Annotated in this window: 16 protein-coding genes; 8 read left to right on the top strand and 8 right to left on the bottom strand. The window is 72.5% G+C overall.

Features of this window, described 5'->3' with window-relative positions; genetic code table 11:
* The first annotated feature begins 140 nt into the window (after positions 1-140).
* The 3 genes from ACGFML_RS25075 to ACGFML_RS25065 all read left to right on the top strand — a co-directional run bounded on the left by ACGFML_RS25075 (position 141) and on the right by ACGFML_RS25065 (position 3,115).
* Positions 141-1,949 carry a TIGR03767 family metallophosphoesterase gene (locus tag ACGFML_RS25075; RefSeq protein WP_393547215.1) on the top strand — a complete coding sequence of 603 codons (1,809 nt, stop codon included), beginning with the start codon at positions 141-143 and terminating at the stop codon, positions 1,947-1,949.
* Between the two features lie 134 nt (positions 1,950-2,083).
* A complete protein-coding gene (locus tag ACGFML_RS25070; RefSeq protein WP_393547214.1) occupies positions 2,084-2,587 on the top strand; it encodes a hypothetical protein in 504 nt (167 codons plus the stop codon).
* 129 nt (positions 2,588-2,716) lie between these two features.
* A complete protein-coding gene (locus ACGFML_RS25065; RefSeq protein WP_393547212.1) occupies positions 2,717-3,115 on the top strand; it encodes a thiol-disulfide oxidoreductase DCC family protein in 399 nt (132 codons plus the stop codon).
* 59 nt (positions 3,116-3,174) lie between these two features.
* Here the strand turns inward: ACGFML_RS25065 and ACGFML_RS25060 are convergent, their stop codons facing one another.
* From ACGFML_RS25060 to ACGFML_RS25045, 4 genes are all read right to left on the bottom strand, one after another.
* Positions 3,175-3,903 (bottom strand): L,D-transpeptidase family protein, encoded by a 729-nt coding sequence (locus tag ACGFML_RS25060; RefSeq protein ID WP_393547211.1) that lies wholly within the window; start codon positions 3,901-3,903, stop codon positions 3,175-3,177.
* A gap of 153 nt (positions 3,904-4,056) precedes the next feature.
* On the bottom strand, positions 4,057-4,632 hold the full coding sequence (locus tag ACGFML_RS25055) for a hypothetical protein (protein ID WP_393547209.1): 576 nt from the start codon (positions 4,630-4,632) through the stop codon (positions 4,057-4,059).
* A gap of 213 nt (positions 4,633-4,845) precedes the next feature.
* Complete coding sequence (locus tag ACGFML_RS25050) at positions 4,846-6,033, bottom strand: DUF1266 domain-containing protein (protein WP_393547207.1); 1,188 nt, start codon at positions 6,031-6,033, stop codon at positions 4,846-4,848.
* Between the two features lie 127 nt (positions 6,034-6,160).
* On the bottom strand, positions 6,161-7,345 hold the full coding sequence (locus tag ACGFML_RS25045) for a MalY/PatB family protein (protein ID WP_393547205.1): 1,185 nt from the start codon (positions 7,343-7,345) through the stop codon (positions 6,161-6,163).
* 63 nt (positions 7,346-7,408) lie between these two features.
* Here ACGFML_RS25045 and ACGFML_RS25040 point away from each other — a divergent pair, with 63 nt between their 5' ends.
* Together ACGFML_RS25040 and ACGFML_RS25035 are read left to right on the top strand one after the other, a co-directional pair.
* Positions 7,409-8,608: an MFS transporter gene (locus tag ACGFML_RS25040; RefSeq protein ID WP_393547203.1), complete on the top strand. Its 1,200-nt coding sequence runs from the start codon at positions 7,409-7,411 to the stop codon at positions 8,606-8,608.
* A gap of 106 nt (positions 8,609-8,714) precedes the next feature.
* Positions 8,715-8,792: a 50S ribosomal protein bL37 gene (locus ACGFML_RS25035; RefSeq protein WP_370454205.1), complete on the top strand. Its 78-nt coding sequence runs from the start codon at positions 8,715-8,717 to the stop codon at positions 8,790-8,792.
* Between the two features lie 63 nt (positions 8,793-8,855).
* Here the strand turns inward: ACGFML_RS25035 and ACGFML_RS25030 are convergent, their stop codons facing one another.
* The 3 genes from ACGFML_RS25030 to ACGFML_RS25020 form a co-directional block, all read right to left on the bottom strand.
* Positions 8,856-9,215 (bottom strand): hypothetical protein, encoded by a 360-nt coding sequence (locus tag ACGFML_RS25030; protein ID WP_393547202.1) that lies wholly within the window; start codon positions 9,213-9,215, stop codon positions 8,856-8,858.
* 159 nt (positions 9,216-9,374) lie between these two features.
* Positions 9,375-9,947, bottom strand: coding sequence for a hypothetical protein (locus tag ACGFML_RS25025; protein WP_393547200.1), 573 nt, complete (start codon positions 9,945-9,947; stop codon positions 9,375-9,377).
* A gap of 136 nt (positions 9,948-10,083) precedes the next feature.
* Complete coding sequence (locus ACGFML_RS25020) at positions 10,084-11,541, bottom strand: SDR family NAD(P)-dependent oxidoreductase (RefSeq protein ID WP_393547198.1); 1,458 nt, start codon at positions 11,539-11,541, stop codon at positions 10,084-10,086.
* Positions 11,542-11,744: 203 nt separating this feature from the next.
* Between ACGFML_RS25020 and ACGFML_RS25015 the strand changes: the two genes are divergently transcribed.
* Positions 11,745-13,874 carry an FUSC family protein gene (locus ACGFML_RS25015; protein ID WP_393547196.1) on the top strand — a complete coding sequence of 710 codons (2,130 nt, stop codon included), beginning with the start codon at positions 11,745-11,747 and terminating at the stop codon, positions 13,872-13,874.
* A gap of 32 nt (positions 13,875-13,906) precedes the next feature.
* Here the strand turns inward: ACGFML_RS25015 and ACGFML_RS25010 are convergent, their stop codons facing one another.
* Positions 13,907-14,548, bottom strand: a complete 642-nt coding sequence (locus ACGFML_RS25010) for a TetR family transcriptional regulator (protein WP_393547194.1) — start codon at positions 14,546-14,548, stop codon at positions 13,907-13,909.
* Between the two features lie 113 nt (positions 14,549-14,661).
* Between ACGFML_RS25010 and ACGFML_RS25005 the strand changes: the two genes are divergently transcribed.
* Positions 14,662-15,852 (top strand): cytochrome P450, encoded by a 1,191-nt coding sequence (locus tag ACGFML_RS25005; protein ID WP_393547192.1) that lies wholly within the window; start codon positions 14,662-14,664, stop codon positions 15,850-15,852.
* Positions 15,853-15,857: 5 nt separating this feature from the next.
* Positions 15,858-16,076 (top strand): ferredoxin, encoded by a 219-nt coding sequence (locus tag ACGFML_RS25000; RefSeq protein WP_393547190.1) that lies wholly within the window; start codon positions 15,858-15,860, stop codon positions 16,074-16,076.
* Positions 16,077-16,094: the final 18 nt, after the last annotated feature.

Below are 16,094 nucleotides of genomic sequence, written 5' to 3'. Positions count from 1 at the left end.
AATGCCGACGGGTGATGGGTGCGGCGCGTTCCGGTGCCGTTCAGGTGCCGGTCCCCTTCGCCACCAAGGCTTTCGGAAGGAGATGTTCCGCTTGGTGACACCGCTGTGACCGGTACGCCGGTCACCGCACGGAGGGCCACATGGCCGGTAGCGAGACCACCACCAACCGTCGTCGATTCCTTCTCACCTCAGGCGCAGCCGTCGCCGGGGCCGGGGCCGCCTGGGCCCTGCCGGGCCGGCGCACGGACAGCGCGTCCGCCGACACCCCGCCGCCCACGGCGTCCGCTCCCCCGGCGCCACCGGCCGTCCGGCGAGCGGCACCGTACGGCACCACCACCCTGGAGACCACGGCGCGTCTCGCCGGTCACGGCGGCTACCGCCGTATCGTCTCCGGCCCCGGCTGGCCGGTGGTGGTCCGGCCCGAGCTCGCCACCGCCCGCGGCGGACGCGCGGACCGGCGGACACCGCTGGCGTGCTTCGTACAGTTCACCGACCTTCACGTGGCCGACGTCCAGAACCCGTTGCGCACCGAGTTCCTGCGTGCCCGGTCGGCGGGGTCCTGGCGGGCGCAGGAGGCGCTGTCGGTGGCCGGCTGCGTCTCCCTGGTGGAGCAGGTCAACGCGCTCGGCGGCGGGCCCCATACCGGCCGGCCGCCGGCGTTCGTGATGTCCACCGGGGACAACATCGACAACCACTCCGCGGTGGAGCTGGAGTGGTTCCTCACGGTCATGAGCGGGGGCCGCGTCACGCCCAACACCGGGGACCCGAGGTCGTACGAAGGGGTGCAGAACTCCGGCCTCCCGCTGTACTGGCATCCGGAAAGCGGCCTGCGCGACCAGGACAAACGACGCGGTCTGCCCGAGATACCCGGCTATCTGGACGCCGCGCTGCGCCCGGTGGTCAGCCCCGGACTGCACATCCCCTGGTACTCCACGCCCGGCAACCACGACGATCTGCCGGGCGGCTGCCTGTCGCCGCACGATCCCGTACTGCGGGACCATGTCACCGGGGCACGCAAGGTGTTCTCCCTGCCGGATGCCGACGTGGCCGCCGTCGCCCGCGCGTTGAAGACCGGCGGAGACCCCAAGAGCACCGTCCTCAAGGACATGCTGCGCCGCAACGCCTCCCGGGCGCAGACCGTGACGCCCGACGAGCGCCGGCGCATGATCACGCCGCAGGAGTATCTGCGCGCGCACCTGGACCCGGCCTTCGCGGGGGCGGGGCCCGCCGGACACGGATACAGCGAGAACCACCTGGACGGCGAGCGGATGTACTACTCCTTCGACGTCGCGGACGGTGTCATCGGCATCAGCATCGACACCACCTACCGCAGCGGCCACTACGAGGGATCGCTGGGCAGCGAACAACTCGCCTGGCTGGAGCGGACGTTGGTCGCACACAGCGCCCGCTACCACGACGCGGACGGGCGGCCGGCGCGCAATGCGGGGGCCGATGACGCGCACATCCTCGTCTTCAGCCACCACCACAGCCCCAGCATGACGCGGCGCCCCGACGCGGCGCGCACGGAGGAGAAGCGGCACGACGGCGACGAGGTGATCGCGCTGCTCGGGCGGTTCCCGAACGTGGTGGCCTGGATCAACGGCCACAGCCACATCAACCGCATCACACCGCACCCCCACCCCACGGCCTCCCGCTCCTTCTGGGAGGTCAACACCGCCTCGCACGTGGACTATCCGCACCACGCGAGACTCTTCGAACTCGCCGACAACCATGACGGGACGGTGTCGCTGTTCACCACCCTCATCGAGTCCGCCGCACCGCACCGCACGGACCTCCACGACCTGTCGGCCGTCGGGCTGGCCTCCCTCTACCGCGAGCTGTCGTACAACGCTCCGGGCCTCGGCGCCGGCCTGTCCGGGGGCGTGCGGGAGTCGATGGCGGGAGCGGCGACGGACCGGAACACGGAGCTGGTCGTCCGCCGGGCGTGACGCACGGGCGGAGCGCGGCCGGATGCGGGGCGGTGCGGCCGGATCCCGCACGCCCCGGCCGCACTTCGGTTATCACCCTGTGCACATCGGGTATCACCCGGGGTAATTCACCTCGGCGCCCCCGGGAGCTGCTCATGAAGCACACCCATCCCCTGCCCGGCGACATCGGACTCACCCAAATATCCGGTGTCACCGGACAGTTGATCCGCCTCGGGCAGTGGATCAACAAGGACGGCTTCGCCGACTACGAACACGCCTTCGTGGTCCTGCCCGGCGACCGGCTGCTGGAAGCCGAGCCGGGCGGGGCCCGCATCAGCCCCCTCGACCGGTACAGCGACGCCGATGTGCTCTACGTCTGCCCCGAGGGGCTCACCGAGCAGCAACGCACCGCCATCTGCGAAGCGGCCACCCGGTACGTCGGAGTGCCGTACAGCTTCCTCGACTACGCGGCGATCGCCGCGCACCGCTTCCATCTGCCCGTGCCGGGTCTGCGCCGCTACGTCGCCAGCACCCGCCACATGATCTGCTCACAACTCGCCGACCAGTGCTATCAGGATGCCGGGGTGCATCTCTTCGCCGACCACCGCTGGCCCGGCTATGTGACCCCGATGGCGCTGTACAACCTGCTCGCGCGCTGATCCGCCGGCCCCATCCCCTCCGGCCCCGCCCGTCCCGATCTGCTCGGGCGGGGCCGGCGTTCCACCCGGGATCCTTCGCGGTAACGTTTCGGGTGCCGGCGCCGGCAGCACATCGAAGGGGGACGGCCCGTGCGGAAACAACCCGTACTCGTCTACGACGGAGACTGCGCCTTCTGTACATCCTCGGTGCGGTTCGCCGAGCGGCGTCTGCGGCCGCGCTGCACGGCGACGCCGTGGCAGTTCACCGATCTCGACGCGCTCGGCATCAGCGGGCAGCGGGCCGAGCACGAAGTGCTGTGGGTGACGCCCGCCGGGGACGTGTACGGCGGCGCCCAGGCCGTCGCGAAGCTTCTCCTCAGTGCACCCGGCGGCTGGCCGCTGGTGGGCGCGGTGCTCACCCTCCCGCCGGCGCGCTGGGCCGCGCACGGCGTCTACCGGCTGATCGCGCGCAACCGCCACCGGTTGCCGGGCGGCACGGCCGCCTGTGCCCTGCCCGCCGCCTCACGCACCACCCGGCATCCGGCATAGCCGGGCGCTGTTCCGCCGTGCCCGACCGGTGGACGGGCACGGCGGAGCCGTCGGACGGCTCAGGTGCCGGACTTGCGGCCGTAGACGTGAACGTCGTCGCCGTTCCTGAGCAGGGACCAGTACTTCTTCGCGTCCTTGTCGCGCATATTGACGCAGCCGTGCGAGCCGGGCGCCGACCAGACGCTGCCGCTGATGGAGTGGAACGCCTGGCCGCCGTCGAAGAACTGGCTGTACGGCATGGCGACGTCGTAGAGCGTCGACACATGGTGCAGATGGCGCCAGTAGATCTTCTTGGCGCCGGTGCGGGTCTCGTAGCCGTCACGGCCGGTGCGGACCGGCACGGGGCCGAACACCAGCTTCGAGCCGTCCTGGATCCAGCTGATCTGGCGGGTCAGGTCGACGCAGGCCGTGCGCCCCTTGTTCGTCGGGCACTTGTGGGCCTTGTTCGGGGTGCGCCCGGCGGCCTGCTGCTGCGCGACGAGGCGCATCACGCCCCACGTGACGGGGCCGGCGTAGCCGATGTTGGGGCTGATGCCGTGGCCGGTCTGGAAGGCCCGGATCGCCCGGCAGTCGGACGCCGACTGCCGCCCGTCCACCCGGAGCCCGAGGAACTTCTCGGCCTGCTGCTGATACGGACCGCGCAGGGCGTTGCACGGGGACGCGGCGGCGGAGGCGGGAGAGCTCAGGGCCACCGTCAGCGGCACCGTCAGCGCCGCGACGGCAAGCGCCGCACCGGCGCGGCGGCCGGTGCCCCACCGCCGTCCACGAAGGTTCAGTAGTCGGTTCATGTCAGGTATGACTATTTGCCCGACGTGCCGGTTGCAGGCGGACCCACCCGGAATATTGGATACGTCGCACTTCGGCCATCCGGTCCGGCGGCCGGACCGGACTGCCCGGCCACCACTGGGGTGCGGCCGGGCGGCCCGAGGCGGCGCGGCGGTTCACCAGGTGTGCGCGACGTCCACGATCAGCTCATGACCGGACCGGGACACCCGGAACGGCAACTTGGCCCGGGTGCCCAGGCCGACCTGGGTCTGGCCCTCGAAGCTCGCCCCGAACCTGGTGTCCCGGAAGGTCCGGTACCCGGCGAGGTGCACGCCCGGCAGCGGCTTCCCGGCCTGGGCGGCGTAGGTCTGCTTGCCGCTGGACGGGTCGTGGCTGGGCGCGGACACGAAGATCTGCAGGATGGCGCCGCCCTTGACCGGTATCCGCTCGCCGGAGCCGTCCTGGTGGAAGGCGCTGACATAGCCGACGTGGTAGCCGGCCTTGCCGCTCGCCCCGCCGATGTCGAAGACCATGCGGTCGTAGCAGGCGTTCCGGCTGGTCCTGATGTTCGTCAGCGGCGCGGCGTATGCGTCCGTGGCCGACTTGTCGCCGCTGCCCCAGGCCGTCGCGCACGCCCCGGTCCGGCCGGCCCCGCCCACCGGGCCGGTCGCGGCGGCGGCCGCCCCGGCCGTGGTCGCCAGCCCGGCGGCAGCCAGTACGAGTGCCGCGGCTGCTGTTCCCCACCGTCGCAAGAGGTACCTCCACAGAAGAATTGCCTACAGGTGCATGCGGGAGGACGGGCGAGGTGACGGCGGCGTTGCACACCGGCCGGGTTTCGGCCAGCACATGGGCTAAGTTGTCGCGAAATCAGGGCAGTTGCTCGATATCAGGGCGGTTGCTCGGTCGATGGTCGGCGGGGAGCTGCCGGGCGGTGGGACGTCCCGCCCGGGGAACCGCCTCGCCCGTCATCCCGCCCTGGAATCAGGTCCCGACCGGAAGGGGATGGTCCGCCAGGGGCCGGCCAGGTCCTCGGTGAGGATGCGGTGCGGCGTCAGCGCGGAGCTGTACATGTGGCCGAAGGACTCCTCGTCGAAGCGGAGGGCGCGGCCGAGGATGTAGCCCGCCGAGAACTCCTCCCATGTCGCGTAGTGCTCCTGGCAGAGTTCGCCGGCGCGGATCACGGCCTTCTCGGTCTCGGGCTCGTCGGTGAAGCGGGCGCCCAGGCCCCAGCGGGCGAAGCTGACCGCGCGCCCGAAGTCGTAGCCGAGGGCCGAGGTGACCCAGCCGTCCGGAGGCAGGATGCCGTCGGCACGGAAGCGGGATTCGTAGCGGATGATCCGGCCGATGAGCGCCGTGGCCTCGGTGACCGTCTCGTCGTCCGCACCGCGTTCACGGAGGTTGACGGCGGTCACCCGGCGCCATACCTGCGGGTCGGTGTGCGCACCGGGCTGACGGCGCGCGAGCTCACGACGGACCATCAGCGCGAACTCCGGGAGGGGCGGGCTGTTGCGCCCCTCCAGCAGGTACGTGAGCTGGTCGAGCCACCGCTCGCGGTCCTCGACGTCCCAGGAGTCGCGCAGTGTGGAAACGTCACGGAGGTAGTCGCCGCACACGTCGCCCAGGTCGTTCCACACCACCTGGTTGTGCACGGCCAGGTGTGCGCCGCAGGCCAGGCCGTGTGCGAGCGGGCCCTGGAGCGGGCCGGAGTACTTGGTGATCAGCTCATCGTCGTCGTGCCCGCGCTCCGGCACGTCGTCCACGAGCGCCTGCCAGTCGGCGTCCTGACCGTGGTAGCCGGGGAAGAACGCCCCTTCGGGGGCCCCGGGGTTGACGAGCAGTCCGGGGAGCCGGCCGTCCTCGTCCACCTCGTCCGTCTCGGACACCGGTGGCAGATGGATCGTGCACAGCACGAGCTTCGGATGGTGGTCCGGCATCCGGCCGCGGGTGTGGACGACGAAGCAACGCCCGCCGTCGGGGGCCTTGAACAGCAGCATCGACGCCTTGCCGCCGACCTCGTCGACCTCCTCCTTGTCCGCGTAGGTGAAGGTGTCGGCGGCCAGCAGGATGCGCTTGTAGGCGTCCCAGTCCTCGCACGACTTCGCTTCGTACAGGTCGAGTTCGACATCCGTCGGCGGTATCCAACCGTTTGCCATGTTCCCCGTTTCCCCCTGATCGCTCTGCAAGAGCCGGTGAATCCGATTGCACTGGTGTTCGTGTGTCGTGTGGGACTGAGAAGCCTAGAGGAGTGCGGCCGAAGTCCCGGCGTCCGCCCGGAGGGCGTCAGACGCCGGCCACGGCCGCCGCCATCCGCCGTACCGCCTCGGTGATCAGTTCCGGTGAGGTCGCCAGATTGAGCCGCACATGCCCCGCTCCCCCGGTCCCGAAGGCCGTGCCGGAACTCAGCGCCAGCCGCCCGCGTCCCAGGAAGACGGCCGCGGGATCGTCGCCGAGGCCGAGTGCGCGGCAGTCGAGCCAGGCGAGGAAGGTGGCTTCCCCGGGCCGGTGGCGGACTGCCGGCAGGTGCTCGGCCAGCAGGCCGCTCAGCAGGCGGCGGTTGTCGTCGAGGCCGGGCAGCAGGGCGTCGAGCCAGGGGACGCCGTCGCCCAGGGCGGCGGTGTGGGCGATGACCCCGACGTGGCTGGGGCCGTGGGAGACCTCTTCCGGCAGGCGCGCCAGGTCCTCGGCCGCGGCCGGACCGGCGAGGGCGAGGGCGGCCTTGAGCCCGGCGAGGTTCCATGCCTTCGACGCCGACATCAGCGACAGGCCCCGCTCCCCGCCGGGCACGCTCAAGTACGGCACGAACGCCACCCCGGAGGCCACGAGCGGGGCGTGGACCTCGTCCGCCACCACCCGCACGCCGTGGTGGTCGGCCAGTGCGGCGACGGCAGCCAGTTCGTCGGCGGTGTGGCAGGTACCGGTCGGATTGTGCGGGCTGCACAGCAGATACGCGGCGCGCCGCCCGCCCGTGACGGCGCGCCGGAAGGCGGTGTCCAGCGCGGCGAGGTCGATCCGCTGATCCCCGCCCAGCGGCGCCTCGACCACACTCCGGTCCATGTGCGTGACGAACTGGTAGAACGGCGGGTAGACCGGGCAGTTGACCACCACCGGGTCGCCGGGGCCGGTGACCAGTTTCAGCATCTCGACGGCGCCCTGCATCACATCGGGCACGATCGCCGTCCGCGCGACGGCGACCCCGTCCCACCCCCAGCGCGTCCGCGCGAACTCCGCCAGCGCCTCGGCGTACGCAGACCCTTCCGGGTAGCCGGTGTCGCCGAGCTCCATCGCGTCGGCGACCGCCCGTACCACCGGCCGGGCCAGCGGGACGTCCATCTCGGCCACCCACAGCGGCAGCACGTCCGGCGGGTATCTGCGCCATTTCATGCTGGTCCGCCGCCGGAGCCGGTCGAGGGAGAGGAGGCGCAGGGGGTTCGTCTCTTCGGGCGTCGCGCGCGAGATGCGGTCCATGAAGGCACAAGATAGGCGCGAGGGAGCGGGATACCTGTGCGACCGGCTCCTACGGTTGGCGTCATGTTCCTTCACACAGATCGCCGACCGGGACGACACCTGGGGTATCTCGCGGCCGCGGGGGTGTTCGCCATCGGTATGGCGGGCACCACCCTGCCCACACCGCTGTACGGGCTCTACCGCCAGGAGCTCGGGTTCTCCGAGCTGATGGTCACCGTGGTCTTCGCCGCGTACGCGCTCGGGGTGATCGCCGTGCTGCTGTTCGCGGGCAATGTCTCCGACCAGATCGGCCGGCGGCCGGTACTGCTGTGTGCCCTCGGGCTGTCCGCGGCCAGCGCCCTGTGCTTCCTCTTCGAAGGCGGGCTGCCGGCGCTGTTCGCCGGGCGGGTGCTCTCCGGGTTCGCCGCGGGCCTGTTCAGCGGCGCGGCGACCGCCACGGTGCTGGAACTGGCGAAACCCGGGCAGGAGGAGCGTGCGGGATTCGCCGCCACGGCGGCGAACATGGGCGGCCTGGGATGTGGTCCGCTGCTCGCGGGCGCCTTGGCCCAGTACGCGCCGTGGCCGCTGGCGCTGCCGTTCCTGACGCATCTGCTGCTGGTGGCGGTGGCCGCGGTCCTCACCTGGTTCCTGCCGGAGACCGTCCGCCGCCGGCAGCGGCCCGCGCGGCTGCGGCCGGCGGGGCTGCACCTGCCGGCCGAGGTACGAGGGGTGTTCACGCCCTCCGCGGTCGCGGCGTTCGCCGGGTTCTCGTTGTTGGGACTGTTCACCGCCGTCGCCCCCAGCTTCGAGAGCCAGACCCTTGACGTGCACAACCTGGCCGTGTCCGGGGCGACCGTCTTCACCGTCTTCCTGGGCTCGACCCTCGGCCAGTTGCTGGCGGGCCGGCTGGGGGTGCGGCGGGCACTGCCGGGCGGCTGCCTGGTGCTGGTGGTGGGCCTGGTGCTGGTCGGTACGTCCCTGGCGGTGCAGTCGCTGCCGGTGCTGGTGATCGGAGCGGTGTGCGGCGGCACCGGCCAGGGTCTCGCCTTCCGCGCGGGCCTGACCGCCGTCGGCGCGGCGGCGCCCCCCGAGCACCGGGGCGGCACCATCTCGGCCTTCTTCCTCGTCGCCTACCTGGGCATCTCGCTGCCGGTCGTGGGCGTCGGAGCGCTCTCGCAGGCACTGGGCCTGCGCGATGCCGGTCTGGTGTTCGCCGGCTGCGTCATCGTGCTCGCGGTGTGTGTCGGCGTCTATGTGCTGCGGCGGCCGCCGGCCGACGGGTGAATGCGACGGAGGAATGCGACGGGTGAACGTGACCGGGGGGCCGGGTCCTCCACGCAGCGAAATGGTAGGAAGGAGGGGAAGCGCCCTCATCGAGAAAGGAGCCGGCATGTCCTCCAAGCGACGCCGCAAGAAGAAGGCCCGCCGCAAGAACGGCGCCAACCACGGCAAGCGGCCCCAGTCCTGACCCCCGGGCCGGTCCGGCCCCGGGCTCCCCGCGCACCAGAAGGCGGGGAGCCCCAGGGGCCGGTCAGGCCGTCTCGTGGCCGACACCTCCGGTGATCTTCTCGATCGCCTGGCGTGCCTGCTCCCCCGGCGACCGACCGGGCAGCGTCGACACGGCCGCCGGCTGCGCGACGGCCGCGGGTTGCGCCACGGCGGGCTGGGAGCGCTCCGGCGCCGCGGGTTTGGCGTGGCCTCCCATGGGCCGCCCGCGCAGCCGGTGGCTGGCGGCCTCGTCCAGACTCACCGGCCGCCGCAACCGCGCGGCCAGCCGCCCCGCCTCCTGGCCGAGCGCGGCGACGTCCTCCCACTGCAGCCGGAGCACCACACGGAGTTCGGCCTCTCCGTCGGGCAGCGCGGCCAGCGATGGCGTGGTGGGCTCGTTCATGTGCCCCTCCTCAGACGATGAGTGATGAGGGGTAGTACGGACCGAGCGGCGCCGGTGTTCAGTTCCGGCCGGATCCGCTCCGCCCGCCCGCTCCCCCGGCACGGCCTTCGCGCCGGCTCGTGCGTGTGCGGCGCCCTTCACTCTCCCGCCGGCACCCGCTCAGTCCCCCGCCAGCACCTGCCGCAGCACGTCCAGCACGGCCTCGTCCGGGAAGCGCTCGCGGGCGGCCGTCTCCGCGCCGGCCAGGACCTCGGCGAGTGAGTCGGGCGGCGCGGCGGCCATCAGGGACCGGATCCAGGGGGCCAGGTCGTCGACCCGGTCCGGCACACCGGGCGGCAACGGGCCCTCGAACGGGGCCGGTTCGTGGATGCTGCGCCGCTTCGAGCGCCGGGCCCGTCGCTCCAACAGCGCCCGTACGGGGGCCGGATCGGGCTCGCGGGGCGGTGCCGGGGCGGGAGCCGGAGCCGCCACCGGCTCAGCGGTCTCGGGCAGCTCCGGCAGCCGGCCCTCGGAACGGTAGGCGCCCGCCGCCAGGCCGACCTTCCCGGGATGGACGCACGCCGGCACCCGCGTCACGCGGTGGTAGCGGAATCCGTCGGCGGCATCGAACGGATAGTCCCGGCTCGGTGCCGCCAGCACGTCGAAGCCGCCCGCGGGCAGCCGCAGGGACGGGCAGAACCAGCAGACCTGGTGCTCGGCGGCGGCATCGATGAACGGCTCGGCATGATCCATACCGGGGCACGATAGCGGGCGGCACGGCCGGGCCGGGCGGCAACCGACCACCTGCGCCGGGCCATTGGTCCGACCGGCCGCCGATCCGCCCGCGGCGGGCCCTGCACGGCCGGCCGCCGATTCACCTGACGTGGGGTCACCAGGCCGCGGGGGCGTAGTCCTTCAGGAAGCAGCCGTGGATGTCCTCGCCCAGCTCGCCGCGGACGATCGGGTCGTAGACGCGGGCCGCGCCGTCGACCAGGTCGAGCGGGGCGTGGAAGCCCTCGTCGGCCAGCCGCATCTTGTCGGGGTGCGGGCGCTCATCGGTGATCCAGCCGGTGTCCACGGCGGTCATCAGAATGCCGTCGGTCTCCAGCATCTCGCGGGCGCTGGTGCGGGTGAGCATGTTCAGGGCCGCCTTGGCCATGTTGGTGTGCGGGTGCCCGGCGCCCTTGTAGCCGCGGCTGAACTGGCCCTCCATCGCGGAGACGTTCACCACGTACTTACGGCGCGCGGTGGCGGCGGCCATCGCCGGGCGCAACTTGCTCACCAGGAGGAAGGGCGCGGTCATGTTGCACAGCTGGACCTCCAGGAGCTCGACCGGGTCGACCTCGTCCACCTTCTGGATCCAGCTGTTGCTCGCGTGGAGGTCGGGTACGAGACCACCGGCGTCGATCGCGGTGCCCGCCTCGATCCGGGCCGGCGAGGCGGAACCGCTGGTCAGGGCGAGGGCGGTGAGGTGCTCGGCGGTCAGGCCGCCGTGCTCGGCGCCGGCCGCGGGCAGGGCGGGGGCGCCGCTGCCGAAGTGGCCGAGGACGAGGGAGGCGGGCAGCTCGCCGGCCGGCAGCGGGGCGGACTCGGCGGTGACCAGCTGCCCGTACGCCTCGGGGGAACGGCGGACGGTCTGCGCGGCGTTGTTGATCAGGATGTCGAGGGGTCCCTCGGCGCTCACCTCGTCGGCGAGGGCGATCACCTGCGCCGGGTCGCGCAGATCGATGCCGACGATCTTCAGCCGGTGCAGCCACTCCGCGCTGTCCGGCATCGCCGTGAAACGCCGGATCGCGTCGTTGGGGAAGCGGGTGGTGATCGTGGTGTGCGCGCCGTCGCGGAGCAGGCGGAGCGCGATGTACATGCCGATCTTCGCGCGGCCGCCGGTGAGCAGGGCCCGCCTGCCGGTCAGGTCCGTACGGGCGTCGCGGCGCGACCGGTTCTCGGCGGCGCAGGCGCGGCACAGCTGGTGGTAGAAGGCGTCGACCTCGACATAGCGGCTCTTGCAGACGTAGCAGGACCGGGGCCGCTGGAGGATGCCGGCGATCTCGCTCGTGACGGAGCTGGCCAGTGCCAGGCCCTGGGTCTCGTCGTCGATGCGGTCGGGCGCTCCGGTCGCGGTGGCGGCGGTGACCGCGTGGTCGTTGGCGGTCTTGGCGGACCGGCGCTCCTGCCGGCGGCGCTGCTTGACCTTGCGGTAGATGCCCGCGGTGGCGCGCCGTATGGCGATCGCGTCGGGGTGGTCGAGCGGCAGCGCGTCGAGCTCTTCGAGCACGCTCAGGCAGACCGCCATCCGCTCCAGATCGATACCCGCGCCGTCGGCCCGGCCTTCCTCGGTCACCGTCATCGCCGCTGCGCCGCTTTCCTGGGATTGTGTGTTCTGTTCACGCTTCGGCGGAACTGTACGTAGCCGGGGGCCGGTCCGCCAAACCCGGTCTGCGCTCCGGGCTCCGCGGTGCGCGGGCGGGCCGGACGGCCAATAGTGGAGTGGTGGAGCGCGGCGGACCTGGACTGTGGGGGCACCGGGCCGTGGTGAGCAATGCGGCCCGCGTGACGGTTGCCGCCTGCGTCGCCTTCTACCTGTGCCGTTACGGGCTCGGCGCGTCGGTCATGGCCCTCTACGCCGCTTTTGCGGTGGTGGCGCTGGGCGCGCTCGCCGCCATCCCGGGCTCCGGACGGCAGCGCGCCGCCACCACGCTCATGGCGATCCCCGCGGGGACGGCGCTGGTCACGCTGGGTACGCTGCTCGCCGTCCGCACCTGGGCGGCCGTCCTGGGCATGCTCGTCATCGGCTTCATGGTCGCCTACGCCGGGATCGCGGGCCCCCGGATCGCCGGAGCGGCCCCGGGGATGCAACTGCTGTACATCCTGCCGTGCTTCCCGCCGTATGAGCCGAACACCCTGGACCAGCGGGTTTACGGGTTCCTACTGGGTGCGGTGCTGTTGGCGGCGGCGCAGCGGTTCGTCCTGCCGGAGCCCGGAACGCCGTCCTTCCGCTCGCTGCTGGCCGATGCCGCCGACGCGGCCGGGGCCCTGGCGGAACACCACGGCGGGCCCGCTCCGGAGGAGGCCCTCGCACGGGCGCGCACGGCCGCGGACCGGCTGCGTCCGTCCCGGGTGCCGCCCGCCGACCTCCCCGGCTCACCCACCGTGACGCACAAGGCCATGGCGCATGCCGCCGAGGCGGTCCGCACGCTGCTGGCGCAGCTGGCGGCACTGCACGGCGGGGGCGGGGCCAGTCCGCACGGGACGTACCGGCCGGAGACGGTGGCGCTGCTGCAGGCCATCGATGACGCCGTACGGCAGACGGCAGCCGCGCTGCGGGAGGGCCGACGGCCGGGGCCCTCCGCGGTGGCGCTGCAGGCCGAGCTGGCTCCCGAACGCACCCGGCGGGCGGTGGCCGCGCTGGAGCGGCTGGAGGCCGACGAACGGCTGGAGTATCTGCGGCGGCGGGCGGTGGCGGTGCAGGCGGGCGACTCGGCGGTGGTGCTGGTGCTGGCGACCCGGCTGCTGCTCGGGGACCGCGACGTCGGCGTGGACCCTGCCGGACACGCCTTCGCCTACGCGCGGGCGCACCCGTGGGAGCTGTGGAAGCGGCGGCTGACCACGCACTTCACCCCGCGTTCGGTGATCTTCCAGAACGCCTGCCGGTTCGCCCTGGGGCTGGCCGCGGCGCGGGCCATCGCCGGGATGCTCGACCTGTCCCACGGCTTCTGGGTGCTGCTCGCGACACTGACGCTCACCCGGACGACCAGCCTCGAGACCCGTACCGTGGTCCGGCAGGCGCTCGTGGGGACGCTGGTCGGCGCGGTGGCGGCCGGGGTGCTGCTCGCGCTGGTGGAGCACCGCACCGCGGTGTACGTGATCGTGCTGCCGGTGGTGATGATCTCGGCGTTCACCGTGGGGCCGCTGCGCGGGCCGGCCTGGGCACAGGGCGGTTTCACGCTGGTGGTGGCGACGCTGTTCGCGCAGGTCGCACCCGTGACGTGGCAGCTGGCTCCGACCCGCTTCGCGGATGTGCTCACCGGGAGTGTGATCGGGCTGGCGTGCGGGCTGCTGGCCTGGCCGAAGGGTGCGGGTCACGAGGTGCGCCGGAGCATGGCGGGGGTCTGCTCGGCGGTCGCCGATGCCGTGGGGCGGACCACGACGCGGGTCCTGGAGAGGGCCGGAACGGACACGGACGACGCGGGCGTCATCGCCGTCAACCGCGCGATGATCCTCGCCGAGGAGAGCCTGGCCCAGTATCAGAGCGAGCCGCGGGAGGATTCGTCCCGGCAGCCGGACTGGCCGAAGGTGCTGGCCGCCGGGACACACGCCCGGCGCGGCGAACGGCTGCTGCCCGGCCGCCCGGGGCGGATCACCGATCGGGCGGTGGGCGGCTGGCTGCGGCACGCGGCCGAGCAGACCGCGGCGGAGTACCGCGGCCTCGCCGCGCAGCTGCGTACGAGCGACGGCGGTGGTGCCGCGCCCGGCCCCCCTCAACCTCTCGACATCCGCGGGCTGTTGGCGGTCGCCCAGCCGCCGCCCGCGGATGCGCGGTCGGACGCGGACGTGCGCGCCGTGTCCGCCGCACTGCTCGTCGACTCGGTGATCTGGCTGGACACCCTCACGGCCGACCTGCGCCGGATCCGTACCGAGCTGTCCGTTCCGGAGCGGCGGGGCGACCGACCGCAACGGTGACGCCGGGCCCGGGCCCGGGCCCGGCGTCACCGTCACGCCCGGTGTTCTCCTTCGGCAGGCGCCGGCTCCTTCGGCGGTGCGGGAGCCTGGGTCTCGTCCAGCAGGGTGCGCAGGGCGGTGCCGGCCAGGGCGCATATCGCGTCCGGGTCGGCGCTCGCCAGTGGTTGCTTTCCGACAACCACCCGCATCAAGCCAATTCCGAGCAGCCAGGAAAGCGCCAGATCGGCCCGCAGGTCGCCGTTTTCGGCGGAGGAGAGGGTCGCCAGCACTTCCGCGTACTCGTCCCCCAGCCCCCGCAGCGCCTCCGCGATCTCGTCGCTGCCGCCGATCGAGCGCAGACAGACCTCCAGCGAACGGTCCTTGGCCGAGCCGTCGGTGGCGAGCATGCCGCGCAGGGCGACCTCGAAGAGCCGGTCCGGCGCTGTGGTGCGCAGCTGCTCCTGGCCTCCGCGTGCCATCACCTCTCCGAACAGGGCCTTCTTGGAGCCGAAGTAGCGGAAGAGGAGGGCCTGGTTGGCGTCGGCGCGGGCGGCGATGTCGCGGACGGTCGCACGTTCGTAGCCGCGTTCGGCGAACAGTTCCCACGCGGCGTCGAGCAGCCGCAGCCGGGTGCCGTGCGCGTCCCGGCGGCGCTCCTTCGCCGCACCGGTGCTCTCGTGCGGGGTGCGCCCCATTGCCACGCTCCTCTCCGGCGGCACGTCACCATGACGGCCACAATGCGTCGTTGACCGCCCCGGAGGGAGCGGCCTACCTTGTGTAAGCAGGTGCTTACATGAGGGAGGTCACCATGACCACGGCCGACACAGCACCACTCTCCTACCCCTTCAACACGCCCGAGAGCCTTGAGCTCGCCGACGACTACGAGCGGGCGCGCAACCGCCCCGGCCTGCTCAGAGTACAAATGGCCTACGGGGAGCCGGCCTGGCTCGTCACGCGGTACGCCGAGGCTCGGCTGGTTCTCGGCGATCAGCGGTTCAGCCGGGCCGAGGGCGCGCTGCACGACGAGCCGCGGGCATCCGAAGGGCGTCGCAACAGCGGCATCCTCGGCATGGATCCGCCCGACCACACCCGGCTGCGCTCCCTGGTCGCCAAGGCTTTCACCGTCCGTCAGGTCGAGAAGCTGCGGCCGCAGGTCAAGGAGCTCACGCGGGAGCTGCTGGACGAGCTGGAGGCTGCCGGGCCGCCCGCCGACCTGGTCGACCGGTATGCGCTGCCCATTCCCGTCGCGGTGATCTGCCGGCTGCTCGGGGTGCCGGCCGAGGACCGGCCGAGGTTTCGGGTGTGGAGCGACGCGGCGCTGTCGACCAGCTCGCTGACGGCGGCGGAGTTCGACGCCAACATCGAGGAACTCCGCGCCTATATGGGCCAGTTGATCGAAGAGCATCGGCAGTCGCCGCGCGACGACCTGATGACGGCGCTGATCGACGCCCGGGACGTCGGCGACCGGCTCTCCGAGCTGGAACTCGTCGACCTCTGTGTCGGGATCCTCGTCGCGGGCCATGAGACCACCGCCACCCAGATCCCCAACTTCGTGCTCGCGCTGCTGGATCATCCGGCGGAGCTCGCCCTGCTGCGGGAGCGGCCGGAGCTGATCGGCGGGGCCGTCGAGGAACTGCTGCGGTTCGTCCCGCTGGGCAGTGGCGCGGGCCAGCCGCGCTACGCGAAGGAGGACATCGATGTCGGCGGGACGCTGGTCCGCGCCGGATCGCCCGTCCTCGTCGCCGTGGGTGCCGCCAACCGGGACGCGCTGCGGTTCAGTGCGCCGGGCACGCTGGACATCTCCCGGGACGGCAACCAGCACCTGGGCTTCGGCCACGGGGTGCACCACTGCCTGGGCGCGCCGCTCGCGCGGCTGGAGCTCCAGGAAGCCCTCAGCGCCCTCATCACGCGCTTCCCCGCTCTGCGTCTGGCCGGCGATGTGGAGTGGAAGAGCCAGATGCTGGTGCGCGGTCCGCGGGTCATGCCGGTGGGGTGGTGAGTGCGGTGACCTGGAAAGTGGCGGTCGACCCGCGGCAGTGCATGGCATCGGGGATGTGCGCCAACATCGCGCCGGAGCTCTTCGTCCTCGGCGCCAGCCACTCGCGCCCGGTCAGTGACGCGATCGAGGAGGACGAGCGGGCGCTGGACGCCGCCGATGTGTGTCCGGCCATGGCCATCAGCGTGTGGGACGACGCCCACAACGAGATCGGCCCCCGACCGTAGTGTGGGTGCCCGGCGCCG

It is taken from the genome of Streptomyces sp. NPDC048650 (genome assembly GCF_043199095.1).
In the GTDB taxonomy this organism is placed as follows: Bacteria; Actinomycetota; Actinomycetes; order Streptomycetales; family Streptomycetaceae; genus Streptomyces.
Note: the sequence above shows the minus strand (reverse complement) of the source record. Positions and strands in the feature narration are given on the sequence as shown.

Coding starts and splice junctions, on each gene's coding strand:
- ACGFML_RS25040 (WP_393547203.1), top strand. CDS start 7,409: ATGTTCCTTCACACAGATCGCCGACCGGGACGACACCTGGGGTATCTC.
- ACGFML_RS25070 (WP_393547214.1), top strand. CDS start 2,084: ATGAAGCACACCCATCCCCTGCCCGGCGACATCGGACTCACCCAAATA.
- ACGFML_RS25010 (WP_393547194.1), bottom strand. CDS start 14,548: ATGGGGCGCACCCCGCACGAGAGCACCGGTGCGGCGAAGGAGCGCCGC.
- ACGFML_RS25025 (WP_393547200.1), bottom strand. CDS start 9,947: ATGGATCATGCCGAGCCGTTCATCGATGCCGCCGCCGAGCACCAGGTC.
- ACGFML_RS25075 (WP_393547215.1), top strand. CDS start 141: ATGGCCGGTAGCGAGACCACCACCAACCGTCGTCGATTCCTTCTCACC.
- ACGFML_RS25060 (WP_393547211.1), bottom strand. CDS start 3,903: ATGAACCGACTACTGAACCTTCGTGGACGGCGGTGGGGCACCGGCCGC.
- ACGFML_RS25050 (WP_393547207.1), bottom strand. CDS start 6,033: ATGGCAAACGGTTGGATACCGCCGACGGATGTCGAACTCGACCTGTAC.
- ACGFML_RS25005 (WP_393547192.1), top strand. CDS start 14,662: ATGACCACGGCCGACACAGCACCACTCTCCTACCCCTTCAACACGCCC.
- ACGFML_RS25020 (WP_393547198.1), bottom strand. CDS start 11,541: ATGACGGTGACCGAGGAAGGCCGGGCCGACGGCGCGGGTATCGATCTG.
- ACGFML_RS25045 (WP_393547205.1), bottom strand. CDS start 7,345: ATGGACCGCATCTCGCGCGCGACGCCCGAAGAGACGAACCCCCTGCGC.
- ACGFML_RS25030 (WP_393547202.1), bottom strand. CDS start 9,215: ATGAACGAGCCCACCACGCCATCGCTGGCCGCGCTGCCCGACGGAGAG.
- ACGFML_RS25035 (WP_370454205.1), top strand. CDS start 8,715: ATGTCCTCCAAGCGACGCCGCAAGAAGAAGGCCCGCCGCAAGAACGGC.